This is a genomic window from Pseudoruegeria sp. HB172150, assembly GCF_013184805.1.
Taxonomy (GTDB): domain Bacteria; phylum Pseudomonadota; class Alphaproteobacteria; order Rhodobacterales; family Rhodobacteraceae; genus Psychromarinibacter.
On sequence record NZ_JAATNG010000001.1, the window covers coordinates 1,081,207 to 1,101,856 of the forward strand.

At 63.9% G+C, this 20,650-nt stretch carries 26 protein-coding genes and 1 tRNA gene; 19 read left to right on the forward strand and 8 right to left on the reverse strand.

What is annotated here, in order from left to right; genetic code table 11:
* Nucleotide 1: 1 nt before the first annotated feature.
* The 5 genes from HCO70_RS05205 to HCO70_RS05225 are packed head-to-tail and all read right to left on the reverse strand — an operon-like array spanning nucleotide 2 to nucleotide 4,493.
* Entirely contained in the window at nucleotides 2-412 is a 411-nt protein-coding gene (locus tag HCO70_RS05205) for an ASCH domain-containing protein (RefSeq protein WP_172293733.1), read from the reverse strand.
* A gap of 7 nt (nucleotides 413-419) precedes the next feature.
* Nucleotides 420-2,024 (reverse strand): carboxyl transferase domain-containing protein, encoded by a 1,605-nt coding sequence (locus tag HCO70_RS05210; protein ID WP_172293735.1) that lies wholly within the window; start codon nucleotides 2,022-2,024, stop codon nucleotides 420-422.
* 8 nt (nucleotides 2,025-2,032) lie between these two features.
* Complete coding sequence (locus HCO70_RS05215) at nucleotides 2,033-3,298, reverse strand: CaiB/BaiF CoA transferase family protein (RefSeq protein WP_371742162.1); 1,266 nt, start codon at nucleotides 3,296-3,298, stop codon at nucleotides 2,033-2,035.
* Entirely contained in the window at nucleotides 3,295-3,699 is a 405-nt protein-coding gene (locus HCO70_RS05220) for a PaaI family thioesterase (protein ID WP_172293737.1), read from the reverse strand. The genes HCO70_RS05215 and HCO70_RS05220 overlap by 4 nt, the downstream gene beginning before the upstream one ends.
* Nucleotides 3,696-4,493, reverse strand: coding sequence for an IclR family transcriptional regulator (locus HCO70_RS05225; protein WP_172293739.1), 798 nt, complete (start codon nucleotides 4,491-4,493; stop codon nucleotides 3,696-3,698). Before HCO70_RS05225 ends, HCO70_RS05220 begins: the two co-directional genes overlap by 4 nt.
* A gap of 153 nt (nucleotides 4,494-4,646) precedes the next feature.
* Between HCO70_RS05225 and HCO70_RS05230 the strand changes: the two genes are divergently transcribed.
* The 15 genes from HCO70_RS05230 to HCO70_RS05300 all read left to right on the forward strand — a co-directional run bounded on the left by HCO70_RS05230 (nucleotide 4,647) and on the right by HCO70_RS05300 (nucleotide 17,477).
* The gene (locus HCO70_RS05230; RefSeq protein WP_172293741.1) at nucleotides 4,647-6,206 is read left to right on the forward strand and encodes an acyl-CoA synthetase; all 1,560 of its coding nucleotides are present in this window, start codon (nucleotides 4,647-4,649) and stop codon (nucleotides 6,204-6,206) included.
* A gap of 32 nt (nucleotides 6,207-6,238) precedes the next feature.
* Complete coding sequence (locus HCO70_RS05235) at nucleotides 6,239-7,378, forward strand: MaoC family dehydratase N-terminal domain-containing protein (protein WP_172293743.1); 1,140 nt, start codon at nucleotides 6,239-6,241, stop codon at nucleotides 7,376-7,378.
* Between the two features lie 26 nt (nucleotides 7,379-7,404).
* The gene (locus HCO70_RS05240) at nucleotides 7,405-7,926 is read left to right on the forward strand and encodes a TRAP transporter small permease (protein ID WP_172293745.1); all 522 of its coding nucleotides are present in this window, start codon (nucleotides 7,405-7,407) and stop codon (nucleotides 7,924-7,926) included.
* A 2-nt stretch (nucleotides 7,927-7,928) separates the two neighbouring features.
* On the forward strand, nucleotides 7,929-8,930 hold the full coding sequence (dctP, locus tag HCO70_RS05245) for a TRAP transporter substrate-binding protein DctP (RefSeq protein WP_253913117.1): 1,002 nt from the start codon (nucleotides 7,929-7,931) through the stop codon (nucleotides 8,928-8,930).
* Between the two features lie 70 nt (nucleotides 8,931-9,000).
* Nucleotides 9,001-10,284, forward strand: a complete 1,284-nt coding sequence (locus HCO70_RS05250) for a TRAP transporter large permease (RefSeq protein ID WP_172293749.1) — start codon at nucleotides 9,001-9,003, stop codon at nucleotides 10,282-10,284.
* Between the two features lie 112 nt (nucleotides 10,285-10,396).
* Nucleotides 10,397-10,771, forward strand: a complete 375-nt coding sequence (locus HCO70_RS05255) for a hypothetical protein (RefSeq protein ID WP_172293751.1) — start codon at nucleotides 10,397-10,399, stop codon at nucleotides 10,769-10,771.
* Complete coding sequence (locus tag HCO70_RS05260; RefSeq protein WP_172293753.1) at nucleotides 10,768-11,316, forward strand: phage head-tail connector protein; 549 nt, start codon at nucleotides 10,768-10,770, stop codon at nucleotides 11,314-11,316. The genes HCO70_RS05255 and HCO70_RS05260 overlap by 4 nt, the downstream gene beginning before the upstream one ends.
* A 32-nt stretch (nucleotides 11,317-11,348) precedes the next feature.
* The gene (locus tag HCO70_RS05265; RefSeq protein WP_253913118.1) at nucleotides 11,349-11,624 is read left to right on the forward strand and encodes a hypothetical protein; all 276 of its coding nucleotides are present in this window, start codon (nucleotides 11,349-11,351) and stop codon (nucleotides 11,622-11,624) included.
* A 439-nt stretch (nucleotides 11,625-12,063) separates the two neighbouring features.
* Entirely contained in the window at nucleotides 12,064-13,632 is a 1,569-nt protein-coding gene (locus HCO70_RS05270; RefSeq protein WP_371742163.1) for a terminase TerL endonuclease subunit, read from the forward strand.
* The gene (locus HCO70_RS05275) at nucleotides 13,623-13,964 is read left to right on the forward strand and encodes a head-tail adaptor protein (protein ID WP_172293757.1); all 342 of its coding nucleotides are present in this window, start codon (nucleotides 13,623-13,625) and stop codon (nucleotides 13,962-13,964) included. Before HCO70_RS05270 ends, HCO70_RS05275 begins: the two co-directional genes overlap by 10 nt.
* Nucleotides 13,961-14,311 (forward strand): HNH endonuclease, encoded by a 351-nt coding sequence (locus HCO70_RS05280; protein WP_172293759.1) that lies wholly within the window; start codon nucleotides 13,961-13,963, stop codon nucleotides 14,309-14,311. The genes HCO70_RS05275 and HCO70_RS05280 overlap by 4 nt, the downstream gene beginning before the upstream one ends.
* Nucleotides 14,304-15,566: a phage major capsid protein gene (locus HCO70_RS05285; RefSeq protein WP_172293761.1), complete on the forward strand. Its 1,263-nt coding sequence runs from the start codon at nucleotides 14,304-14,306 to the stop codon at nucleotides 15,564-15,566. Before HCO70_RS05280 ends, HCO70_RS05285 begins: the two co-directional genes overlap by 8 nt.
* Complete coding sequence (locus HCO70_RS05290) at nucleotides 15,566-16,138, forward strand: HK97 family phage prohead protease (protein WP_172293763.1); 573 nt, start codon at nucleotides 15,566-15,568, stop codon at nucleotides 16,136-16,138. Before HCO70_RS05285 ends, HCO70_RS05290 begins: the two co-directional genes overlap by 1 nt.
* 4 nt (nucleotides 16,139-16,142) lie before the next feature.
* Nucleotides 16,143-17,207, forward strand: a complete 1,065-nt coding sequence (locus HCO70_RS05295; protein ID WP_172293765.1) for a phage portal protein — start codon at nucleotides 16,143-16,145, stop codon at nucleotides 17,205-17,207.
* A gap of 9 nt (nucleotides 17,208-17,216) precedes the next feature.
* Entirely contained in the window at nucleotides 17,217-17,477 is a 261-nt protein-coding gene (locus HCO70_RS05300) for a hypothetical protein (RefSeq protein ID WP_172293767.1), read from the forward strand.
* A 116-nt stretch (nucleotides 17,478-17,593) separates the two neighbouring features.
* Here HCO70_RS05300 and HCO70_RS05305 read toward each other — a convergent pair whose 3' ends face one another.
* Together HCO70_RS05305 and HCO70_RS25095 are read right to left on the reverse strand one after the other, a co-directional pair.
* Nucleotides 17,594-17,875 (reverse strand): hypothetical protein, encoded by a 282-nt coding sequence (locus HCO70_RS05305; RefSeq protein ID WP_172293769.1) that lies wholly within the window; start codon nucleotides 17,873-17,875, stop codon nucleotides 17,594-17,596.
* A gap of 47 nt (nucleotides 17,876-17,922) precedes the next feature.
* Nucleotides 17,923-18,195 (reverse strand): helix-turn-helix transcriptional regulator, encoded by a 273-nt coding sequence (locus HCO70_RS25095; RefSeq protein WP_172293771.1) that lies wholly within the window; start codon nucleotides 18,193-18,195, stop codon nucleotides 17,923-17,925.
* 81 nt (nucleotides 18,196-18,276) lie between these two features.
* On the opposite strand from HCO70_RS25095, the gene HCO70_RS05315 reads away from it, so the two are divergent.
* From HCO70_RS05315 to HCO70_RS05325, 4 genes are read left to right on the forward strand one after another with little or no spacing between them, the layout of a single operon-like run.
* The gene (locus tag HCO70_RS05315; protein WP_172293773.1) at nucleotides 18,277-18,591 is read left to right on the forward strand and encodes a hypothetical protein; all 315 of its coding nucleotides are present in this window, start codon (nucleotides 18,277-18,279) and stop codon (nucleotides 18,589-18,591) included.
* Nucleotides 18,592-18,640: 49 nt separating this feature from the next.
* On the forward strand, nucleotides 18,641-19,291 hold the full coding sequence (locus tag HCO70_RS05320) for a MerR family transcriptional regulator (RefSeq protein WP_172293775.1): 651 nt from the start codon (nucleotides 18,641-18,643) through the stop codon (nucleotides 19,289-19,291).
* On the forward strand, nucleotides 19,291-19,473 hold the full coding sequence (locus HCO70_RS24595) for a hypothetical protein (protein WP_216665270.1): 183 nt from the start codon (nucleotides 19,291-19,293) through the stop codon (nucleotides 19,471-19,473). Before HCO70_RS05320 ends, HCO70_RS24595 begins: the two co-directional genes overlap by 1 nt.
* The gene (locus HCO70_RS05325) at nucleotides 19,470-20,540 is read left to right on the forward strand and encodes a tyrosine-type recombinase/integrase (protein ID WP_172293777.1); all 1,071 of its coding nucleotides are present in this window, start codon (nucleotides 19,470-19,472) and stop codon (nucleotides 20,538-20,540) included. Before HCO70_RS24595 ends, HCO70_RS05325 begins: the two co-directional genes overlap by 4 nt.
* A 20-nt stretch (nucleotides 20,541-20,560) precedes the next feature.
* On the opposite strand, the gene HCO70_RS05330 is transcribed toward HCO70_RS05325, so the two are convergent.
* Nucleotides 20,561-20,635 (reverse strand) — tRNA-Glu (locus tag HCO70_RS05330).
* Nucleotides 20,636-20,650: the final 15 nt, after the last annotated feature.

Genomic DNA, 20,650 nt, shown 5'->3' on the forward strand with positions numbered 1-20,650 from the left:
CCTACTCCAGATCCTCGACCAGCCGGAAGCGTTCGCAGACCAGCTCCATCTCCGGATCCCAGCCACCATTCCTCTCGAAGTACCGGCGGTGGTCTTCCTGCCAGCCTTCCAGCGTCTCGTTCTCCCCCTCGGCCAGCGCGAACCCGGCGTCGACGTCGCAGTACCGGCGGATCGTGACCTCCACCGTTTCGATCACCAGCGCCGGGACGCCGTCCCATGTCAGGGAAATGTCCTTCCGGCCCGGCTCCGGCATCGCCTCGCCATCGGCCTGAAAGTCGCGCAGGGCGCCGCAGGTGGCGGTCTTCCGGCCCGCACGGACAAGCGCCAGCAGTTCCGCGCAAAGCTCTGCGCTGTCGCCGAAGCGGAAGGTCTCGGCGCCGGGATACCTGGCGAGGGCTTCGTCCAGAGTCATGGCGTCCTCACATCCTGAACACGCCAAAGCGTGTTTCCTCTACCGGCGCGTTCAGCGCGGCCTGCAGCGACAGGGCCAGCACCTCGCGGCTTTTTCTCGGGTCGACGATACCGTCGTCCCAGAGCCGGGCAGAGGCGTAAAGCGGGTGCGACTGCCGCTCGAACATCTCCAGCGTCGGGCGCTTGAACTCTGCCTCTTCCTCGTCGGTCCACGTGCCGCCCGACCGTTCGATCGCATCGCGTTTCACCGTGGCCAGCACGCCCGCCGCCTGCGCGCCGCCCATCACCGAGATCCGGCTGTTCGGCCAGCTCCACAGGAAGCGCGGCTGATAGGCGCGGCCCGCCATCCCGTAATTGCCCGCGCCGAAGGAGCCGCCGACGATCATGGTGATCTTCGGGACCGACGTTGTGGCGACCGCCGTGACCATCTTGGCGCCGTGGCGGGCGATGCCTTCGCTTTCGTATTTCCGGCCGACCATGAACCCGGTGATGTTCTGCAGGAATACCAGCGGAATCTTCCGTTGCGAGCAGAGCTCGACGAAATGCGCGCCCTTGGCGGCGCTTTCGGAGAACAGGACGCCGTTGTTCGCCACGATCCCCACCGGCCAGCCCATCACATGCGCGAAACCGGTCACCAGCGTCTCGCCAAAACGCGCCTTGAACTCGTCAAAGCGCGAGCCGTCGACCACGCGCGCGATCACCTCGCGAATGTCGTAGGGCGTCGACAGAGAGGCCGGGACCACGTCGAGCAGTTCCTCGGGATCGTAAGCCGGCTCTTCCGGCGCCTCGCGCGGCGGCCCCTCGGGCCGGACCAGCGCCAGATTGCCCACCGCGCGCCGCGCCAGCGCCAGCGCATGGGCGTCGTCCTCGGCCAGATAATCCGCCACGCCGGACAGGCGGGTGTGCACGTCGCCGCCGCCCAGATCCTCGGCGGTGACCACCTCGCCCGTCGCCGCCTTCACCAGTGGCGGGCCGGCGAGAAAGATCGTGCCCTGTTCCTTCACGATGATGGTCACGTCCGACATCGCAGGCACATATGCGCCACCCGCGGTGCAGGAGCCCATGACGACGGCGACCTGCGGAATGCCCGCCGCGCTCATCCGCGCCTGATTGTAGAAGATGCGGCCGAAATGGTCGCGGTCCGGGAACACCTCGTCCTGGTTCGGCAGGTTGGCGCCGCCGCTGTCGACAAGGTAGACGCAGGGCAGGCGGCATTCCTCGGCGATCTCCTGCGCGCGCAGGTGTTTCTTGACCGTCATCGGGTAATAGGTGCCGCCCTTCACGGTGGCGTCGTTGCAGACGACCATCACGTCGCGGCCCATGACCCTGCCGATCCCGGCGATGACACCGGCGCAGGGCGCGGCATCGTCGTACATGCCATGCGCCGCCGTCGCGCCGACCTCAAGGAACGGCGAGCCCGCGTCGAGCAGGTTGGCCACGCGTTCGCGTGGCAGCATCTTGCCGCGCGACAGGTGCCGGTCGCGGGCGCGCGTCCCGCCGCCTTCGGCCGCCAGACGCGCCGCCTCTGCCACCTGTTCCAGCGCGGCGAGATGCGCGGCGCGGTTGGCACGCGCCTCTTCCGACGCCGGAATGAACCCCGATCTGATCTGCATGCCTCTCCTCAGTCTTCCTCCGCCGGGGCGGTCTCCCGTTCGGGCACCGCCACCACGCCCTCGGCGACCAGCCGTTCGCAGGCCGCCCGGTCCTTCCCCAGTATATCGCTCAGCACGGCCAGCGTGTCTTCCCCCAGAAGCGGCGGCGCGCTGCTGGCCGCCGCCGGTTCGCCGCCAAAGCGGATCGGCCCGCGCAGAACCCGCATGTCTCCGGCCTGCGGATGGGTCACGGTCTCCACCAGCCCGCGCGCGGCCACGTGCGGCTGTTCCAGCGCCTGCGCCACGTCAAGGATCGGGGCGTTCGGCACGTCGAATTCGTCAAGCCGTGCCAGCCAGTGTTCGGTGGATTCGGTCCGCATCCGCGCGTCGATAAGCGTCTCAAGCGCCTCGCGGTTCGCCAGCCGCGCGCGATACTCGGCAAAGCGGGGATCCGTGGTCAGCTCCTCCATGCCAAGGCAGCGGGCGAAGTTCTTCCAGAAGGTCTCTGTCAGGCAGGCGACGATGACATGCCCGTCGGACGTGGGAAACGCGCCGTAGGGAACGATGCTGGGATGCTTTGTGCCGACCGGCTGCGGCGCGTTGCCGGTGACGAAGTAGATCTGCGACAGATAACCGAGCATCGCCATCAGCGAATCCAGCATCGCCACTTCGACCCGGCGGCCCTTGCCGGTGCGGTCGCGCTCGTGCAGCGCCGCCAGCACCCCGAAGACGGAAAATATGCTGCCAGCCATGTCGCCCAGCGGCAGGCCCAGCTTGTTGGGCGGCTGCCCCGGCTCGCGGTTCACGCTCATCACCCCGGACAGCGCCTGCGCCACGATGTCGAAGGCGGGCTTGTCCTGCAGCGGACTGTCGGCGCCGAAGCCCGAGATCCCGCAATAGATCAGGCCGGGATTGTCCGCCGCCAGCGTGTCGTAGCCGAGGCCGAGGCGCTCCATGACGCCGGGCCGGAAATTCTCGATCACGATATCGGCCTCCGCGGCCAGCGCGCGGGCGATCTCCGCCCCGCGCGGGTCCTTCAGGTCTAACGCGAGGCTTTTCTTGTTGCGGTTCAGCGCGATGAAATAGTGGCTGAGCGGCCCGTGAAACGGCGGGAACCCGCGCGTCTCGTCACCCCGGCCCAGCGGCTCGACCTTGATCACGTCGGCGCCCATGTCGGCCAGCACCATGGTGGCGTAGGGCCCCGACAGGATGCGTGAGAAATCCAGCACCTTCACGCCGGCCAGCGGCCCGCCGCGCCCCGATGCGCCCCATCCCTGCATGCGTTCCTCCCTCACGCTGTCCTCCGCAGCTTCATCACTGCCGATCCCGCCGCGACCGCGCGGTCGCCCACGGCGATTCGGCAATCGAGAAACAGCAGGCTGCCGGTCCTCTCGCGCAGCTCCGCTGCCGCTTCCAGCAGGTCGCCCGGCCGGGCCGCCGCAATGAACCGCGTCTCCATCTGCACGGTCACCGCAGGCTGCCGCTCGCAGGCCTCATACGCAACCAGAGTCATCGCGTGATCCATCAGCGAGGTGACCGTGCCGCCGTGGACGAGGCCCAGCACGTTGCCGTGCCGTTCGTCCGTTGCCAGCCCATAACGCCAGCCATCGCCATCCCGCCGCGCCAGCAGCGGACCGATGGTCTGCCACAGCCCGCCGATCTTCATCGCTTTCCATCCCTCGGGCGTGTCCATCATGCCGCCCCCGGCGCTGCGCCGGCGCCCAGCAGCATCTGGCTCGCCCCGTCGCGAACCTTCAGCATCGCCTTGGCCAGCACGGTCTGCCCGATCGCGTCCACGCGCTCGGTGATGCCGATGGCCACCATGGAATGGTCCATCCGCCCGGCGGCGTCGAAGAAGGGCACCGCCACGACCGTCACGCCGGAGATGTAGTCGCCCCGGTCCACCGAATAGCCGCGCGCACGGGTTTCGGCGACCTCCGCCAGCCAGCGCGCGTAATCGGGGGCATGATCCCAGTTCAACCGCTCGAACCGCGCCTTCATTTCCGCCTCATCCGGCCGGTTGTAGGCCGCAAAGCAGCGCCCGGTGGCAGAGATCATCGCCGGAAAGCGGCTGCCAAGGTCCACCTGCAGCCGAAACGCAAGCTGCACCTGGCTCAGCGCCACCACGACCATATGCGTGGGATCGGTGAACTGCGTGGCGATGGTGGTGACGCCGAATTCCACCGCCAGCGCGTCAAGCCTCGGCTGGATCAGCGAGACGAAGGCGTTCTTCTGGATCGCGCTGCGGGCGATGGCGAGGATGCCGACATCGATGGAATAGCGCTTGGACTGCGAATCGAAGGCCACGAGGCCTTCATCGTGCAGGACCCGCAGGATGTGCAGTACGGTCGAGGGCACCAGCCCCAGCTCCCGCGCCAGCTGCTGCACGCCCATCGGCTCGTCCGATTTTCCCAACGCACGCAGGATCGCGACGGCCCGCGTGACCGCCGGAACCGCGCGCTTTTTCGGGCCGTCCTGAGCCTCTTCCATGGCGATCTGTCTCCTCCCGTCGCCCATCATTTGTTGTCTATATACAATGAAATAGGCGTATTGACAATAAACCCGAGTCACCGCAGCCTTGTCAATGCGCCGGGTGACGACAGTCGCAACGGCGCTGGAGGAGATCAGGGAGACACCGCCGCGATGCCGCAGCTCACGGATTACACGTCCTATTCGGACGCTCAGCAGCACTTCTCGAACGAGGCGCTGTGGAAGCTGTTCGACGGGACCCGCGAGCGGCTGAACATCGCGCAGGAATGCATCGACCGGCACGCGAATGGCGATGCCGTGGCGATCCGGGTGGCCCATGCGGACGGGCGTGACGAGGTGATCACCTTCGCCGAGATCGCGCGCCGCTCGGCGCAGTTCGCGCATCATCTGCGGGGCAGGGGCATCGCCCCCGGCGACCGCGTCGCGGTGATGCTGGAGCCGTCGCTGCCCTTCTACGTCGCCATGTTCGGCGCGATGAAGGCGGGCGCGGTGGCGGTGCCAATGTTCACGCTGTTCGGGCCCGACGGGATCCGCCTGCGGGTCGATGACTGCGCCCCGAAGGTGATCTTCACCAACGCCGAAAAGGCCGCCGACGCCCGCGAAGCCGGCGGCGCCGAGGTCGTCGTGGCGGATCAGCAGTTCCTCGACGGGCTGTCGGACCTGCCGGGAAGCTACGAACCGGCAACATCCGGCAACGATCTTGCCGTGCTGCAATACACCTCCGGCACCACCCGCGCGCTGCCCGCGGCGGTGAAACACACGCACCGCTCCATCGTGACCCTGATGGTCGCGGCGCTCTATGCCACGGGCATCCGCCCCGGCGACCGGTTCTTCTGCCCGTCCTCGCCCGCCTGGGGCCACGGCCTGTGGCACGGAACACTGGCGCCATTGGCGCTGGGCGTCTCGACCGGCACTTTCAGCGGCAAGTTCGATCCGGTGCGCCTGCTGAAGGCGCTTCAGGACTTCGAAATTACCAACCTCTCCGCCGCCGCGACCCACTACCGGATGATGCGCAATTCGGGCGAGGCGGAGAACTTCCGCTATTCCATTCGCAAGCTGTCCTTCACCGGCGAACCCATCGACAGCGAGACCGGCGCCTACATAGGCCAGCTCTTCGGCACCCCGGTCTGCTCGATGTACGGCACGACCGAGATCGGCGTGATCCTCGCGAACTACCCCGGCGCGGACGATTTCGAGGTGCGCGAGGGCTCGCTCGGCAAGGCGGTGCCCGGCGTAGAGGTGCAGGTGCAGGATGCCGAGGGCAGGGAGATGCCCGCGGGCCAGATCGGCGAACTGATGGTGCGCCGCAAGGGCGAGTGGTTCCCGACCAAGGACCTCGGGAAAACCGACGAAGACGGCTATTTCTACCACGGCGGCCGGGCCGATGACGTGATCATCTCCGCCGGCTGGACCATCGGCGCGGTCGAGGTCGAGGACGCCATCCTGAAACACCCGCAGGTCGCCGAGGCCGCCGCGATCGGCGTGCCCGACCCGGTGCGCGGTCAGGTCGTGAAGGCCTTCATCGTCCTGAAGGGCGACGAGACCGAAGGACTGTCCACCGAGATCCAGGATTTCGTCCGCGACCGGCTGGCCCGGCACGAATACCCGCGTCAGGTCGCCTTCGTGGCCGACCTGCCCAAGACCCCCGCCGGCAAGGTGAACCGCAAGGCCCTGCGCGACGCGGAAGCGAAACAGACGGAAAACACGGCCTGAGCGCCGGCAAGCGACGAAGACGGAGGAAGCGAATGAACGAGACCGTGCACAGGCAGTTCCCGAGGATCACGCCCGAAGGGCTCGAGGACCTGCGCCAGCGGATCGGCGTGAAGATCGAAAAGACGGTTGAGCCGTGGTGCTACGAGGCGACGCGCGACAACATCCGGCACTACGCGCACGGGATCGGCGACGACAACCCGCTGTGGTGCGACCCGGATTACGCGAAGGGCACGAAATTCGGCGACGTGATCGCCCTGCCGTCCTTCCTCTTCGCGACCAGCCGCATCATCTCCGGCTATGTCGGCGGGCTGTCGGGCGTTCACGCGATGTGGTCCGGCGCCGACTGGACCTGGCACAAGCCGATCCCGCGCAACACCGAGATCCGGACAGAGGCCTATCTGAAGGACCTGATCGAGCACGAGACGCGTTTCGCGGGCCGGGCGATCCAGCAGATCTACCACGTGGATTTCTTCGATGCGGCAAGCGGCGACATGCTGGCCGCCGCCGACAGCTGGTGCTTCCGCACGGAACGGAACCACGCCAGCGAAAAGGGCACCAAGTACACCGACGTGAAAAGCCGCAAACCGCGGGTCTACACGCAGGAAGAGCTGGACAGCTTCACGAAGTACTACGAGCAGGAAGAGATCCGCGGCGCCACACCCCGCTACTGGGACGACGTGACCGAGGGTGAGGATCTGCCGACCATGGTCAAGGGCCCGATGACCGTCACCGGCTTCATTGCCTACGCGCAGGGCTGGGGCGGGCTCTACATCCGCGCCAACAAGCTGGCCTGGCAGCTGCAGCAGAAACATCCGGGCGCCGGGATCAAGAACCGCTTCGGCATCCCGGACTGCCCCGAACGGGTGCACTGGGAAGAGGAGTTCGCGCTCGAGGTCGGGGCGCCGGGCGCCTATGACTACGGGCCCGAGCGTTGCTCCTGGCTGACCCATCACATCACCAACTGGATGGGCGACGACGGCTTCCTGCGGCAGGCGAAGTGCCAGGTCCGCCGCCACAACCCCGAGGGCGACATCGTCCTCATCCACGGGCAGGTGGTGCGGAAGTACGAGGAAGGCGGCAAGTACCTCGTCGAGATCCGCCAGCAGGCGGTGCAGCAGGACGAGGAACTGTCGGCCATGGGCTCGGCCATCGTGGAGCTGCCGAAACGCTGAACCAGCGGCCGACCGGGGAGGACGGGTTGCACGCATTCGAAAAGGGACTGTCGGTGGTAGAGGACATCCTGCATGTCGCGGGATGCCTCGCCCTTGTCGCGGTGGCGGCGCTGATCAATGCCGACATTATCCTGCGTCTGCTGTTCGACCGGCCCGTCGAGATCCAGTTCGAACTGACAGAGATCTACCTGATGCCGGCGCTGGCGATGCTGCCGCTGGCTCGAGTCTACCGGCAGGGCGGGCATCTCGCGCTGGAATTCATTCCGAAGGACGCCTTCGGCGCGGCCTCGCCGCTGGTGCATCGCGGCATCCTGATCGTGTCGGCGGTGTTCTTCGCCGCCGTCACCTGGAAATCCGGACAATTCGCCCTCGGCGCGTTTCAGCGCGGGGACGTGGAATGGGGGGCGGTCGACTGGCCCCTGGGATGGGCCTACGCGGCCGTCCCGCTCGGCTGCGGGGTGCTGGTCCTGCGGCTGCTCGTCGACGCGATCCGGCCGGAAGAAACAGGGCCGGACAGAATGGAAATCAACGCAATGGGAGGAGAATGAAGATGAAACTGAGGACACTCGCGCTCGCCTCGGCGGCGCTTATCGGTCTCGCAGGCACCGTTTCGGCGGAATCGCTCAGCATCGGCGACTGGCAGTCGCCCACGCATATCGTATCCGTCGAGGGCACGACCCACTGGATGAAAGCGGTCGAGGAAGCGACGGGGGGAGAGATCACCTTCGAGCACTTCCCGGCAGAACAGGCCGCCAAGGCGAACGCGCTGCTCGACGCGGTCAAGAACGGCATCCTCGATGCCGCGCTGATCGGGCCGAGCTACCATTCCGAACTGATGCCGCTCAATTCGGTCATCGGCCTGCCGGGGCTCTACGGCTCCGCCACCGAAGGCACCGAGGCGCTGCAGGCGATGTTCGAGGACGGGCCGCTCCGCGACGAATTCACGGCGCAGGGCGTGGTGCCGATCTTCGCCTTCGTGCTGCCGCCGTATCAGGTGCTGGCCAAGGCCCGGCTCGGCGCGCCCGCCGACTGGGAAGGTCTCGACATCCGCACCAGCGGCGCGACGCAGGGCCTGACCGCCCGCAGCCTCGGTGCCGTGGGCATCTCTCTGCCCGGGCCGGAGATTTATACGGCGGTGGAACGCGGCCGGCTCGACGGCATCCTGTTCCCGCTCGCCTCGGTTCCCGCCTACAAGCTGAACGAGGTCGTCAGCCACATCTCCACCAACGGCGCTTTCGGCGGCTACAGCTTCGTCGTCGTGGTCAGCCAGAGCGTCTGGGACGGCCTGTCGGACGAGGCCAAGACCGCGATGATCGATGCCGGCAAGGAAGCCGCGATGAACGTGGCCAAGGCGCAGGACGACTCCATCGGCACGCTGCTGGAAGAATGGAAGGCCGCTGGCGTCGACACCTACGAACTGACCGACGAGGAACTGTCGGCGGTCAACACCGCGCTGGAAGAGGTCAGCGCCGACTGGCTGGCGCGGATCGGCGGCGGCTCCGACGCGGCACAGACCGTGCTCGACGGCTTCAAGCCGATGAACATGAACTGATCCGCCGGACACAGGCACAGGGCACGCGGCGCGGACCTGTCCGCGCCGCAAGTGCAAGCGAGCAGACCGAATGACATCCTTCGCCGTCGTCCTATTGCTTCTCGCGGTCCTGATGGTGCTGCGCACACCCATCGCCTTTGCGATGGGGATCGCGGGCACGGCGGGGCTGGCGGTGCAGCTTGGCCCGCGCCCGGCGCTGGCCGTGCTGGAACGGGCGTTCTACGACAACACCTCGTCCTTCATCCTCGTGGCGATCCCGCTGTTCATCCTGATGGCAGAGGTGCTGACGGCGGGCGACGTCACCCGCCGCGCGATCACCGCCTGTCAGGCATGGATCGGGCACCTGAAGGGCGGGCTTGCGATGGCGACCATCGGCGCCTCGGTACTGCTGGCGGCGCTGGTCGGCAGTTCCACCGCCTCGACCGCCGCGATGGCGTCCTCGGCCTTCCCCGAAATGCGGCGCCACGGCTACCACGACCGGCTCTCCGCGGCGGTGGTCAGCGTCGGCGGCACCCTTGCCGTGGTGGTGCCGCCCTCGATCGTGCTGGTGGTCTATGGCGTGCTGACAGAGACCTCCATCGGCAAGCTGTTCATCGCCGGGGTGATCCCCGGCATCCTGACCGCGCTGGGCCTCGCCACCGTGGTCAAGCTGATCTCACACCGCACCGATTACGCGCCGCAGGGCGATCCGTTCGAACTGGGCCATGCGCTCAGGTCCAGCCGCCACGTCCTGCCGATGATCCTGCTGATCGTCGCGGTAATCGGGGCGATCTACGGCGGCATCGCCTCTCCGTCAGAGGCCGCGGCGCTGGGCGTCTTCGGAGCGCTGATCATCTGCCTCGCGCAGAGAACCCTGCGCGCCGCCAGCTTCGGCACCTCGGTCAGCCGCGCGATCTCCGCCACGGTGATGATCGTCGCCATCGTCGCCTGTTCCGCGATCTTCTCGAACTACCTCGCCTTCACCCGCGTCACCCACACGCTGCTCGAGGCGGTCTCGGCCAGCCAGATGCCGCGCCATGTGATCCTTGTGCTGATCGTGCTGGTGCTGCTGGTCATGGGCATGTTCATGGACCAGCTGGCGATCCTGTCGCTGGCGATGCCGCTGGCCTTTCCGGCGGCCATGGCGCTGGGTTACGACCCGGTCTGGTTCGGCATCATCGTGACGAAATCGGTGGAGATCGGCCTGCTGACCCCGCCTCTGGGCCTCAACGCCTACGTCGCCGCCTCACAGACCGGCGTGCCGCTGCGAACGATCTTCGCCGGCCTCCTGCCGTTCATCGCGATGGAGCTTCTGGTGCTGGTCGTGCTGATCCTGATCCCCGAGCTGTCGCTGTGGCTGCCGTCGCTGATGTAAGTGGGGCCAGCAGCACGTCGGCCGCTGAGAATCGAGCGCCCGGCAAACGGGACAGGTCATCGATTACCGCGCCGTTCCGGGTGATGCCCGAAAAGCCTTCGCCGACAATGAGATGGACGGAGAAATGGCAGCCCGTAGGGTTGTCACAGTTTCCAGCAAAAACAACGGCATAAGTCGTCCAACCTGCAAAGATACCCCTTTTGATATCAAAGTGGAAAATCCCACTTTGTCCAACCTGAGAAAGCGTCCGATTTTCGCCGCTTTCATTAAGCCTGTACACAAGCGTGCATCACGGATGCTCGGCTATGCTTTGACGCTCGGCAGCGAAGCCGCATGGCGGCAGTTTTGCTTCGTCATTAACGTTAGACTGTCGCCGGCTGAGCGCGCCGCGCTCGCCTTTGCAGCTCTTTCCAGCCTCGATGAAGACCACGCTCAACAGACTGCCGAGGCCGCTCTGTGGGGTATTGTGAAGGATGCCGCGGCATGAAGATGCTTGTGCACCGGACTGCTGGAAGCGCTGAGCTGCCATTTGTTCTCGACGATCTGAAGCTTCACCTTCGTGCGCCTGACGACTCCGAAGATAGCGCGATCGAGAACATCGGAGCGACGGCGGCAGCTGAGATCGAGCAGTTCGCTCAGATTGCGCTGCTGACCCAAACGATACGCGTGACGATCTTCGATCCGTGCGGCGAGCAGGGGCTACGACTGCCGATTGGCCCAGTGGACGATGACAATACGCCCACCGTTACGATTGATGGCGAGGCATTCAGTGAGTTCGAGTTTGCTGGCGGAAATCGGGCGTACATCTGGTGGAAGGAGGCGTACTTCAGCCTGACCCCCAGCCGGATGACGATCGAGTATATGGCCGGGTTCGGTGACGCTGCATCGGATGTTCCGCCGGACCTCGCACAAGCACTCATGGATCAGGCCGCGCTGCATTACGATGGGCGGTCACCAATGGACTCCAAGTCCCTGACCGCATCGCCGCACATGGCACGGATCGGCGCCAGGTATCGCGGGGTGCAGGTATGAACGACCGTCGATTGGAGCGGGTCCGTCAAGTCATGCGGCGCGTCGAGGACATCGACGTGGACGATGCGTGCGAACGTATGAGCGAGCGCGAGCTGGATGAAGTCCTGACCTATCACTGGCCGATCGTTGTGCGCCGAGTAATGGCCGACGGCTCCGACGAATGGCTGAAAGGGTTCGTCCGGTCGATAGCCCGGCACGGAAAGCGTCCGTCCTGGACCCCGACTCTGAAGCAAGAACAGATCATGCGCCGCCTCGTTTCCGAGCTGGGCACTGAGCCGTCTAAGGAAATCGAACTGATCGAGGGGTGAGACACAGCGACCCTGCGCGCCACCATACGCAGGGCCACAAGTGGTGGTTCGGGTTGCCAACGGTGGCACCACTTGTGTGCAGCTTACCATGGGCGGGATCAAAGGCAAGGGCAGTCCGCGAGGTTGAGGCCCGATCCCCGGCGCAGCGTTCGTGCGTCGAAAGCAGCAACTGACCGACCGGCAGGAACGCGTGACCGGACGGGCCCAAAGCGATGGACCGGCTCCGTTGAGCAGGATCTTCACGCGGAGGGCATAGGGACTGACACGGCCGCGCGCTGTGGGCAGTCGTCCTATGCCCTTCGCTCCGAACCTCACCATTGAGCAGGTGAGGCGAGAGCAACGGTTGAACTGAGTGATACGCGCGAGAGAGCAAGCAATGCGAACGAACTTCGGTACAGGACAGCCAGACCTCTTCGGAAGCGGTCCCAATGCCGCGACTTTGGCCAATTCCGGTGACCGTGCTGCTGAGTTTTCTCTTTTCGCGCAGGGCGAGGATCTGGCGCCGGCCGCCGCGGCGGTCAGGTTCATGGAAACGCTCGCCATTCCGGAAGGTCCGAACGCCGGAAAGCCTGTTTCGCTCGCACCATTTCAACGGAAATTCATCGAAGGTGCGCTGGCTGCCGACATTGCCGCCGCAGTTCTCAGCATCGGACGCGGCAACGGGAAGTCCGCGATAACGGCTGGGCTTGGCTTGGGCGGTCTTCTCGGCGTTTGGGATCATCAGCCCCGCCGTGAGATCGTCGCAGCTGCGCGGACCCGCGATCAGGGACGGATCATCTGGGATTTCGTCGCCGGCTTCGCTGCAAGCCTGCCTCTCGATCTTCAGCGCCGCTTGATCTATCGCCGCGCTCCCCGCCTCGAGATCGAATTTGAGGGTGATGGCGGCGGGCACGTTCTGCGCGTCATCGCTGCTGACGGCAAGTCCGCTCTGGGCGGAGCTCCGACGATGGCGATCCTGGACGAGCGTGGGCACTGGGCGTTGGATCGCGGAGACGAACTCGAACACGCCCTGGTATCCGGCCTCGGAAAACGTTCGGGGCGTGCCTTCCTGATCAGCACGTCCGCCAGCGACGACACGCACCCGTTTTCTCGGTGGATCGATGATCCTGCACCCGGTTCCTATGTGCAGGAGCATCGTCCTTCGCCGGGACTGCCGGCAGATGACCGGGAATCGCTTCTGATCGCCAACCCGGGCGCACCTCACGGCATCGGTGGTTCGATCAACTGGCTCGAAGCCCAGGCGCAACGTGCGATCGCACGTGGCGGATCCAGCCTCACCAGCTTCCGACTCTACAATCGAAACGAGCGCATCTCCGGCGAGTCGCGGGACATGCTCATCACGCCGGACGAATGGCAGCATTGCGAGACGGACACGCTGCCTCCACGCCAGGGCAGCGTGATAATCGGGATCGACCTGGGCGGCTCTGCCTCGATGACGGCGGCGGCATTCTATTGGCCTGAAACCGGGAGGCTCGAATGCCTGGGAACCTTCCCGTCCGTTCCCAGTCTCTTGGACCGGGGCCAGGCGGACGGCGTCGCCGGGCGCTATGTCGAGATGCACGACCGAGGCGAACTGACCGTCCTGGGCGACAAGACGGTGCCCGTGGCGCCGTGGCTGGCGGAAGTAATGCGCCATGTCGAGGGTGAACATGTCAGCGCGATCACGATGGATCGCTACAAGCAAGCTGAGCTATCGGAAGCGCTCAATCGCGCCGGAATACGTGCGCCGTGGATCTGGCGAGGGCAGGGCTTCCGGGACGGCGGAGAGGATGCGGAACGGTTCCGCCGCGCGGCTTTCGACGGTCAGGTGAAAGCCCGCCCCTCGCTGCTGCTGCGCTCCGCCTTCGCAGACACGGTCTGCCTGCGAGATCCGGCCAACAATATCAAAATCGCGAAAGCCCGCTCCACTGGACGGATTGATGCCGCTGCAGCCGCGGTCCTCGCGGTTGCCCAGGGCGCGCGTATCGCAGCCCAACCCCAGACAAAAGCGAGAATGGCATGGCTCTGAACGCAGGAAGCCTCAACCGACGCATACAAGTTCAGCGGGCCACCGCTACGCCGGACGGATCTGGCGGCTTCGAAAACGAGTGGAACGATCACGGTCAGCCGATCTTCGCCCGGCGTCGAGATGTGTCAGACGCTGAGCGCCTGAGCGCCGGCGGTTGGGACAACAAGCTGGTGAGCCGCTTCGTCGTCCGTGCAACCGCATTCGGGCGCGGTATCAATCGGACTGACCGGATCATCCACGAGGGTGTCACCTTCGAGATCGACGGCATCAAAGAGGTCCCCGATAACAGAGGCTTCCTCGAAATCACTGCCCAGACGGATGAGATCGCATGAGCATCCGTAAGGAACATCAGCGGCATTCGCGCAAGGTCACTCGGACCAAACGCTGGAAGGCACTACGGGCCGAAATCCTCGAACGGGACCGATATCGCTGCCAGTCCTGCGGCTGCGGCGGGCGGCTCGAGGTGGACCACATCAAGCCGGTTAGGACGCACCCCGAGCTGTCCTATGACGCAAGCAACCTTCAGGCTCTTTGCCCCGGTTGCCACACCAGAAAGACAAGAATCGAGTGCGGGCATCCCCCGCCCCGAGAGGACCGCCAGGACTGGCGGAAAGCGGTCGAGGCGCTGTCGCGCCCCGGCAAACGAGGCATCATACAGAAGGACTTGAACGATGCTTGACTCTGTGAAGATCGCGCGGCGCCAGTCGGAAATCCGTCAGGCCCTCGCGGAACTGGTCGGTAAGGAGGACCTTACCGACGATGAAACACGCTCCATGGACGACATGGACCGTGAGTATCGGCAGAATGAGACGCGTTACCGCGCTTCGCTGATCGCCGAAGACGAGGAACGGCGCGAAGCCGGCGATGAGCTGGAGACCCGGTCGGACAAGGAATGGTCCGAACTGATGGCGCGGTTTGAGATGCGCCAGGTTGCGCTGGCCCTTGATGAAGGCCGGGCGCTATCCGGCCAGACGGCCGAGATCGTTACAGAGCTGCGGGAAAAGGGCGGCTATCGCGGCGTTCCCGTGCCATGGCAGGCGCTGGAGATCCGTGCAGGCGAAACGGTTGCCAGCGGCACACCCGATCCGATCCAGACGCGACCGATCATCGATCGGCTGTTTCCGGACTCGGTTGCCTCTCGGATGGGAACCCAAATGATCAACATCGATCATGGCGAAGTCGAATGGCCGGTCGTGACGTCGAGCGTGGCAGCGGGCTGGGCCGATGGCGAAACTGCCAACGTCGCCGGTCCGACGACCTTCGCCACGACCGACAAGGCGCTGGCGCCGGATCAGAACCTTGGTATCCAGATGCGTGTTACCAGGAAGTCGCTGAAACAGTCCGGAGCGGCGCTTGAGGCGGCCATCCGCCGGGATATGCAAAGCTGCATGGCTCAGGCGCTGGACGCAGCAATCTTCCTGGGCACGGGCGCCAATGGGCAACCTCTCGGCGTGATCACCGGGGCATCGACTTACGGGATCACCGACACGGATTTGTCCGGCGCAGCTGCCTGGTCAGCGTTCCGCGCCGCCGTGGTCCGGTTCATGACGGCCAACGCGGCGGGGTCGCCTTCCGCGGTTCGGATGATGATCCGTCCCGAAGTCTGGGACACGATGGATGACACGTACATCGACACCGGCACGGGGGTGACCGAATGGGATCGCCTGGTGAAGAACATCCCGATGCAAAACATCGCGATGACCACCAACGGCCTGGCCGCCCCGGCCGGTGACCCGGCCGAGAGCATCGCACTTCTGACGACCTCTGCGGGCGGCGTCGCTCCGATTTTCGTTGGCACCTGGGGGGCAGTGGACCTGATCCGCGACCCCTACACCGACGCACAATCGGGCGGGCTGCGTCTCACCGGGCTTGTCACCGCAGATGTGACGGTTGCCCGGCCGAAGCAGCTCGAAGTCGTCTCGGGCATCCAGTGATGCTTTGGGGCGGTTCCAAAGGCGGGATCGAGGTTCGGTCTGGCGAGGAAGGTTCGACCGTCCTCGCCGGTCGCTTCCCGTATTCGGTGCCAACCGTCCTTCAGGGCGGTCGGGATCGGCGCCGCGAGGTGTTCCAGGCACGGGCTTTCGGCGACTCCGTGGCAGATGAGGCGGACATTCATCTGCTGGTGCACCATGATTTCGATCGCCCGCTCGCTTCGCGATCGGCCGGCAGTCTCACACTCATCGATGACGACGACGCCCTCTCCTTTGAGGCACGGTTGGCACCCGACATGCGCAATGTGAGCTATGTCTCCGATTTCCTCGGAACGTTGGCGGCCGGCCTGGTCGGCGGCATATCGCCCGGCTTCCGTGTCCCTGACGGCGGTGCGATCGTGAAGCGCGATGGAACGGGCCTCATGCGGGTCGTCAACACGGCCGAACTGGTCGAGATATCCGCGGTCACGAAGCCGGCTTATCCGCTGGCGCAGGTTGAGGCCCGTAACTGGCAGCCCGTCGGCCAGGTCGCGCGACAGGCTGTCGACCGCCACCCTTCCAGCCGCTGGAGGTGAATAGATGCTCGGATGGTTGATGAACCGGCTCCGGCCAATTGAGGCGCGTTCCAGTGGCTCGGGGTATACCGCGCAGGTCATGGCGGCACGCGACAGCTATATCAGTGGTCGCCGCGGCGTAGCAGAGCTGACGGCGACCGTTCAAAGTTGCATAAGTCTCTGGGAGGGCGGTTTCGCGATGGCTGACGTCGCCGGGACCGACCTGTTGACCCGGCAGAACATGGCGATCATCGCGCGATCAGCCGCCCTTAACGGAGAGTCGGTCCACCTGATCACTGGAACGGGGCTTGTGCCAGCGACCGACTGGGACGTGACGACTCGCGACGGACAGCCTCGCGCCTATCGCCTGTCCATCCCTGAAGCCGGTGGTGGTCGCACTGTGACTGCACTGGCGGCTGAGGTACTGCATCTGCGGATCGGCTCGGACGCGCTGACGCCATGGATCGGCACCGCACCACTTCGCCGTTCCAGCCTGACCGGAGCAATGCTTCACGCGGTTGAGGCGGCCCTGTCAGAAACGTTTGAGAATGCGCCTCTCGGTTCGCAAATCGTGCCTCTGCCGGACACTGGCGCGGATGACATGGAAACGATGCGATCCGCATTCCGGGGTCGGCGCGGGAGCACCCTTGTGATCGAGGGCGTTGCCCAGGCCACCGCAGCGGGCATGAACCCACAACTCGGGCAACGGCCGGATCAGCTTTCGCCGGATCTATCGAGGTCCATGACGGATGAGACATTGGCGGCGGCACGCGAGGGAATCGCCATGGCCTTTGGCGTGTTACCGGCCCTGCTAAACCGTGCTGCAACCGGCCCAGTGGTTCGAGAGGCGCAGCGCCAATTGGCCATTTGGACCCTTCAGCCAATTGCGGAGCTGCTGGCAGCGGAAGCGGCCGCCAAGCTGGGAAATGATGTTGCGATCGACACGATCCGCCCGCTGCAGGCGTTTGACGCCGGCGGTCGCGCTCGTGCGCTCTCGGCGATCGTCAAGACGATGGCTGAAGCGAAGGAAGCAGGCATTTCGCCCGAAGTACTTTCCGGCGCGATGCATCTACTCGATTGGAAAGAATAGGAGACAAGAATGGCTGACCGATACGATCAGTTCAAAACCGGCCCCGTAAGTCCCGCGATCGGCGGTTTCGCAGTGACGCCAGACGATGACACCGACCTGACCGAAATCCCGCGTGCCCTCTACATAGGGGGCGCAGGGTCGCTGGACGTAACGATGATGGACGGCACTAACCTGACCTTTGCTGGCCTGTCGGCTGGCGCAGTGCTGCCGATCAGGCCCTCTCGCATTCTAGAAACCAGCTCTGCGACTGGGATCGTCGCTCTGTACTGAACATGGCTGGGTGCGCCTGGGTTCTCGTCGAGCCCGAAGCACCCCGGATCAGTCGGTGAGTGCCGCAAAACCCCGACAGCGCGCGGTCCTTTTCTGATTGCGAGGGCGCGGCGCGTTTAGTACCCAGTGGTTTCGTTACGGCCCACCTGCTCATCTTCGCTTTCTTCTTCGCCGTCCTCGAATACGGGCTCTTTGGTCAGATCGCCTGTCACTGGTACAGCAGAATGGAAGAACGCACTCATTGTGTTCAGCGTTCTTGGTTCCGGGTGGTGAAAGGCTTCGAGGGTCACAAGATGACCATCTACCGCGGTGACCTTCCAATCGTTGTTACTACGGTAAAGACCGTTGGATTCCCTTTCTAATTCTGTGATTCGGTAGCTTTTTCCAACTTCGAACATCCTTCGTCCTCATTTGTTTGACGTAATATTTTGCTGGGAATATAGGTCTATTGGGGAGGCCGCGCTATACCTCGAGCGTTGACCTTCACACCCTCGCGGCCCTGCTGATCAAATGTGAAATCAATTCCAAGCCCTTCGATAGCGCGTTTCACTGCGTCGACATTGTTTGGTAATGCGGACGGTATTCCATAACTTGCTTCGATTCTGCGCAACGTGGCGATAGAGACATTGGCGTCCTTCGCGACTTTCTCCTGTGAGAAGCCAGCGAGGACTCGCCCTGCCGCCAGTTGGCGTCCCGTGACATGATATAAAACGCTCACAGTGATATAATCCTATTGCGTTACAGACGTGTGATTGATATATCTCACGATGCAACTTTTTATGCAAATGGAGATCTCAAAATGACTGAACAACGCGCCCGCGCGAATGAAAAACGCTTGCTCGAAAATGACCTCAATACAATGCTCGAACGCATTTGTTGGTTCTGTCACCACTTCGGTGTTGTTGCCCCGGCTTTAGAGTTCGATCCAGGTCATCCGGAGGAGATTTTGGTTACCGACGAGTTGATCGAGTGGGTCAGAGCTGAGGGCGCGTGTATTGATTGGCTTGTATGCGGCGCAGTTTCGCCCGCACTCGCCGCATACCGTGAGAAGCACCTACCTGGCGACTTAGCCTCAGTAGAGAGAGTCTCACACACCAGGAAACGTGTACATTGACACAATATGCTCGCTTCGTGTATGGCTACACAAAGCAAGGGCAGAGCCGATGCAACTCGAACTAGAGACTTACACTCCGAGTGAGGCCGAGGAGATCACGGCGGTCAAACAGGCCACGGTTCGGAATTGGCGTCGCGCGGGGCACCTTCCTCGGCAACAAGGCCATGCGCGCTACAATTTGGCGGACATGCTGGTAATGTTCGTCATGGGAATGCTGGTTTCGCGTGGGACCAGCCCGGAAGCCGCTAAAGAGTTTGCGGGGCATGCCGCCCGCGCCATTTTTCAAAGTACGATCTGGAGCACTAAAGCGTTCTCGCAGTCCGTTCGGGATAAAGCCAAAGCCGAGCTTGGAGAGATATCCGGCGACGAGGTTTCCTACTTCAAGGCGCAGCTCGGGGATGATTTTCGCCTTGATTTTCTTGAGGTGGCCCGCAGCCAAGAAATTATGGTCAAGGCGGCTGAACAACTCGCCGGTATCTCGGGCATGAAGCATCCGAGTTGGCTTGTCATCTGGGCTGACGGTTCTCTGGAATTCTTCCACGACGATGAGGACCCGGACGATAGTTTTTTCGGCAACATCCAGCACGGCGAAGCCTACGTTCAAGGCCCGGTCATGCTGTTTTGCCTTGGAGCCTTGGCACAGATGGTGATCGACCGATTGCCGCGCCCCGCGATCCGATTGGCCACGGGGGCAGAGTGATGGCAACCCGGCAGTCCCTTGTCTCGCAAGCCGAAATCAAGCGCACTCTGCAAGCGGCCCTGTCTGCCGGCTTGCGTATTGGTAGGGTCGAAGTGGACCATGCTACTGGCCGCGTTGTTGTATTCCCGGAAGGCGCGGCACCTCAAGCTGCCGGCCCCGATCCCGACGAGCTGCTGAAATGACGCGGCGCAAGAACCCATATCCCGGTGTTCGCAAGAACATGGTCAAAGGGCGTATCTATTGGAAGTTTGAGTGCGGCGACTTTCGCACCAACATTCCCGGACCCTACGGATCACCCGAGTTTCTGGCGGCCTATGAGGCCGCGCTTGCCGGTTCCAAGGCTACCAGCGCCTCGACCGCCTTGGCGGGTACGCTTGCGTGGCTGATAGAGCAATACCTTCGCAGCCTGCGCTTTCAGAACCTGTCCGACAGTCGCAAGAGGACAATTCGGCTTGAGCTGGATTGGCTTCGCAAAGAAGCGGGGAAATATCAATTCGAGCGGCTGGAAGTCCGACATATTGAAGCTCTCATGGCGAAAAAGAACGGACCCACCGCTGCGAACACGGTCAAGAAGAATCTTTCTATGCTATTCAACTTTGCGGCCAAAAAGCTCGGATACACCGGCCCAAACCCTGCTCGCTTCGCAGAGCGGATGAAGACCAACCCGGATGGTTACCACACCTGGACCGATGGGGAAGTGTCGCGCTTTCTCGAGCGGCATGGCGAGGGCACGAAGGCGCGGCTGGTAATGCTACTAGCCCTCAACACAGGAATGGCTCGACAGGATCTCGCACGCGTCGGCTGGCAGCATGTTCGGGACGGCCGGATAGCATACCGCCGCGGGAAGACATCGGTGGCGGCAGACCTGCCGATACTGCCTGAGCTGTCCGCAGAGCTGCGGCATGTCCCGTCTGACAGATTGCTGTTCATTACTCAGGACAACCGCGATGCGCCTTACGCAGTGGCTTCGCTCGGAAACTGGTTTCGGGACAGGTGCAAGGAAGCCAACGTGCCTGGTTCGCTGCATGGACTGAGAAAGGCTGGGGCGACTCGCTTGGCAAATGCGGGCGCTACGGAATGGGAGATTGCCTCGTATCTGGCCCACACTGACACCAAGCAGGCGGCAACGTATGCGAAGAAGGCAAACCGTTCACGCCTTGCGGACAGCGGATTTGCCAAACTCTCAAGCGGAAACGTGTCCAACCTTTCCGATCGGTTGGACAAAAAGGGCGGAAAATCCGATGTATAACAAAATGTTAGATGGAGATATGGCAGCCCGTAGGGGAATCGAACCCCTCTTTCCAGGTTGAAAACCTGGCGTCCTAACCGATAGACGAACGGGCCATGGCCGTAGCGTGG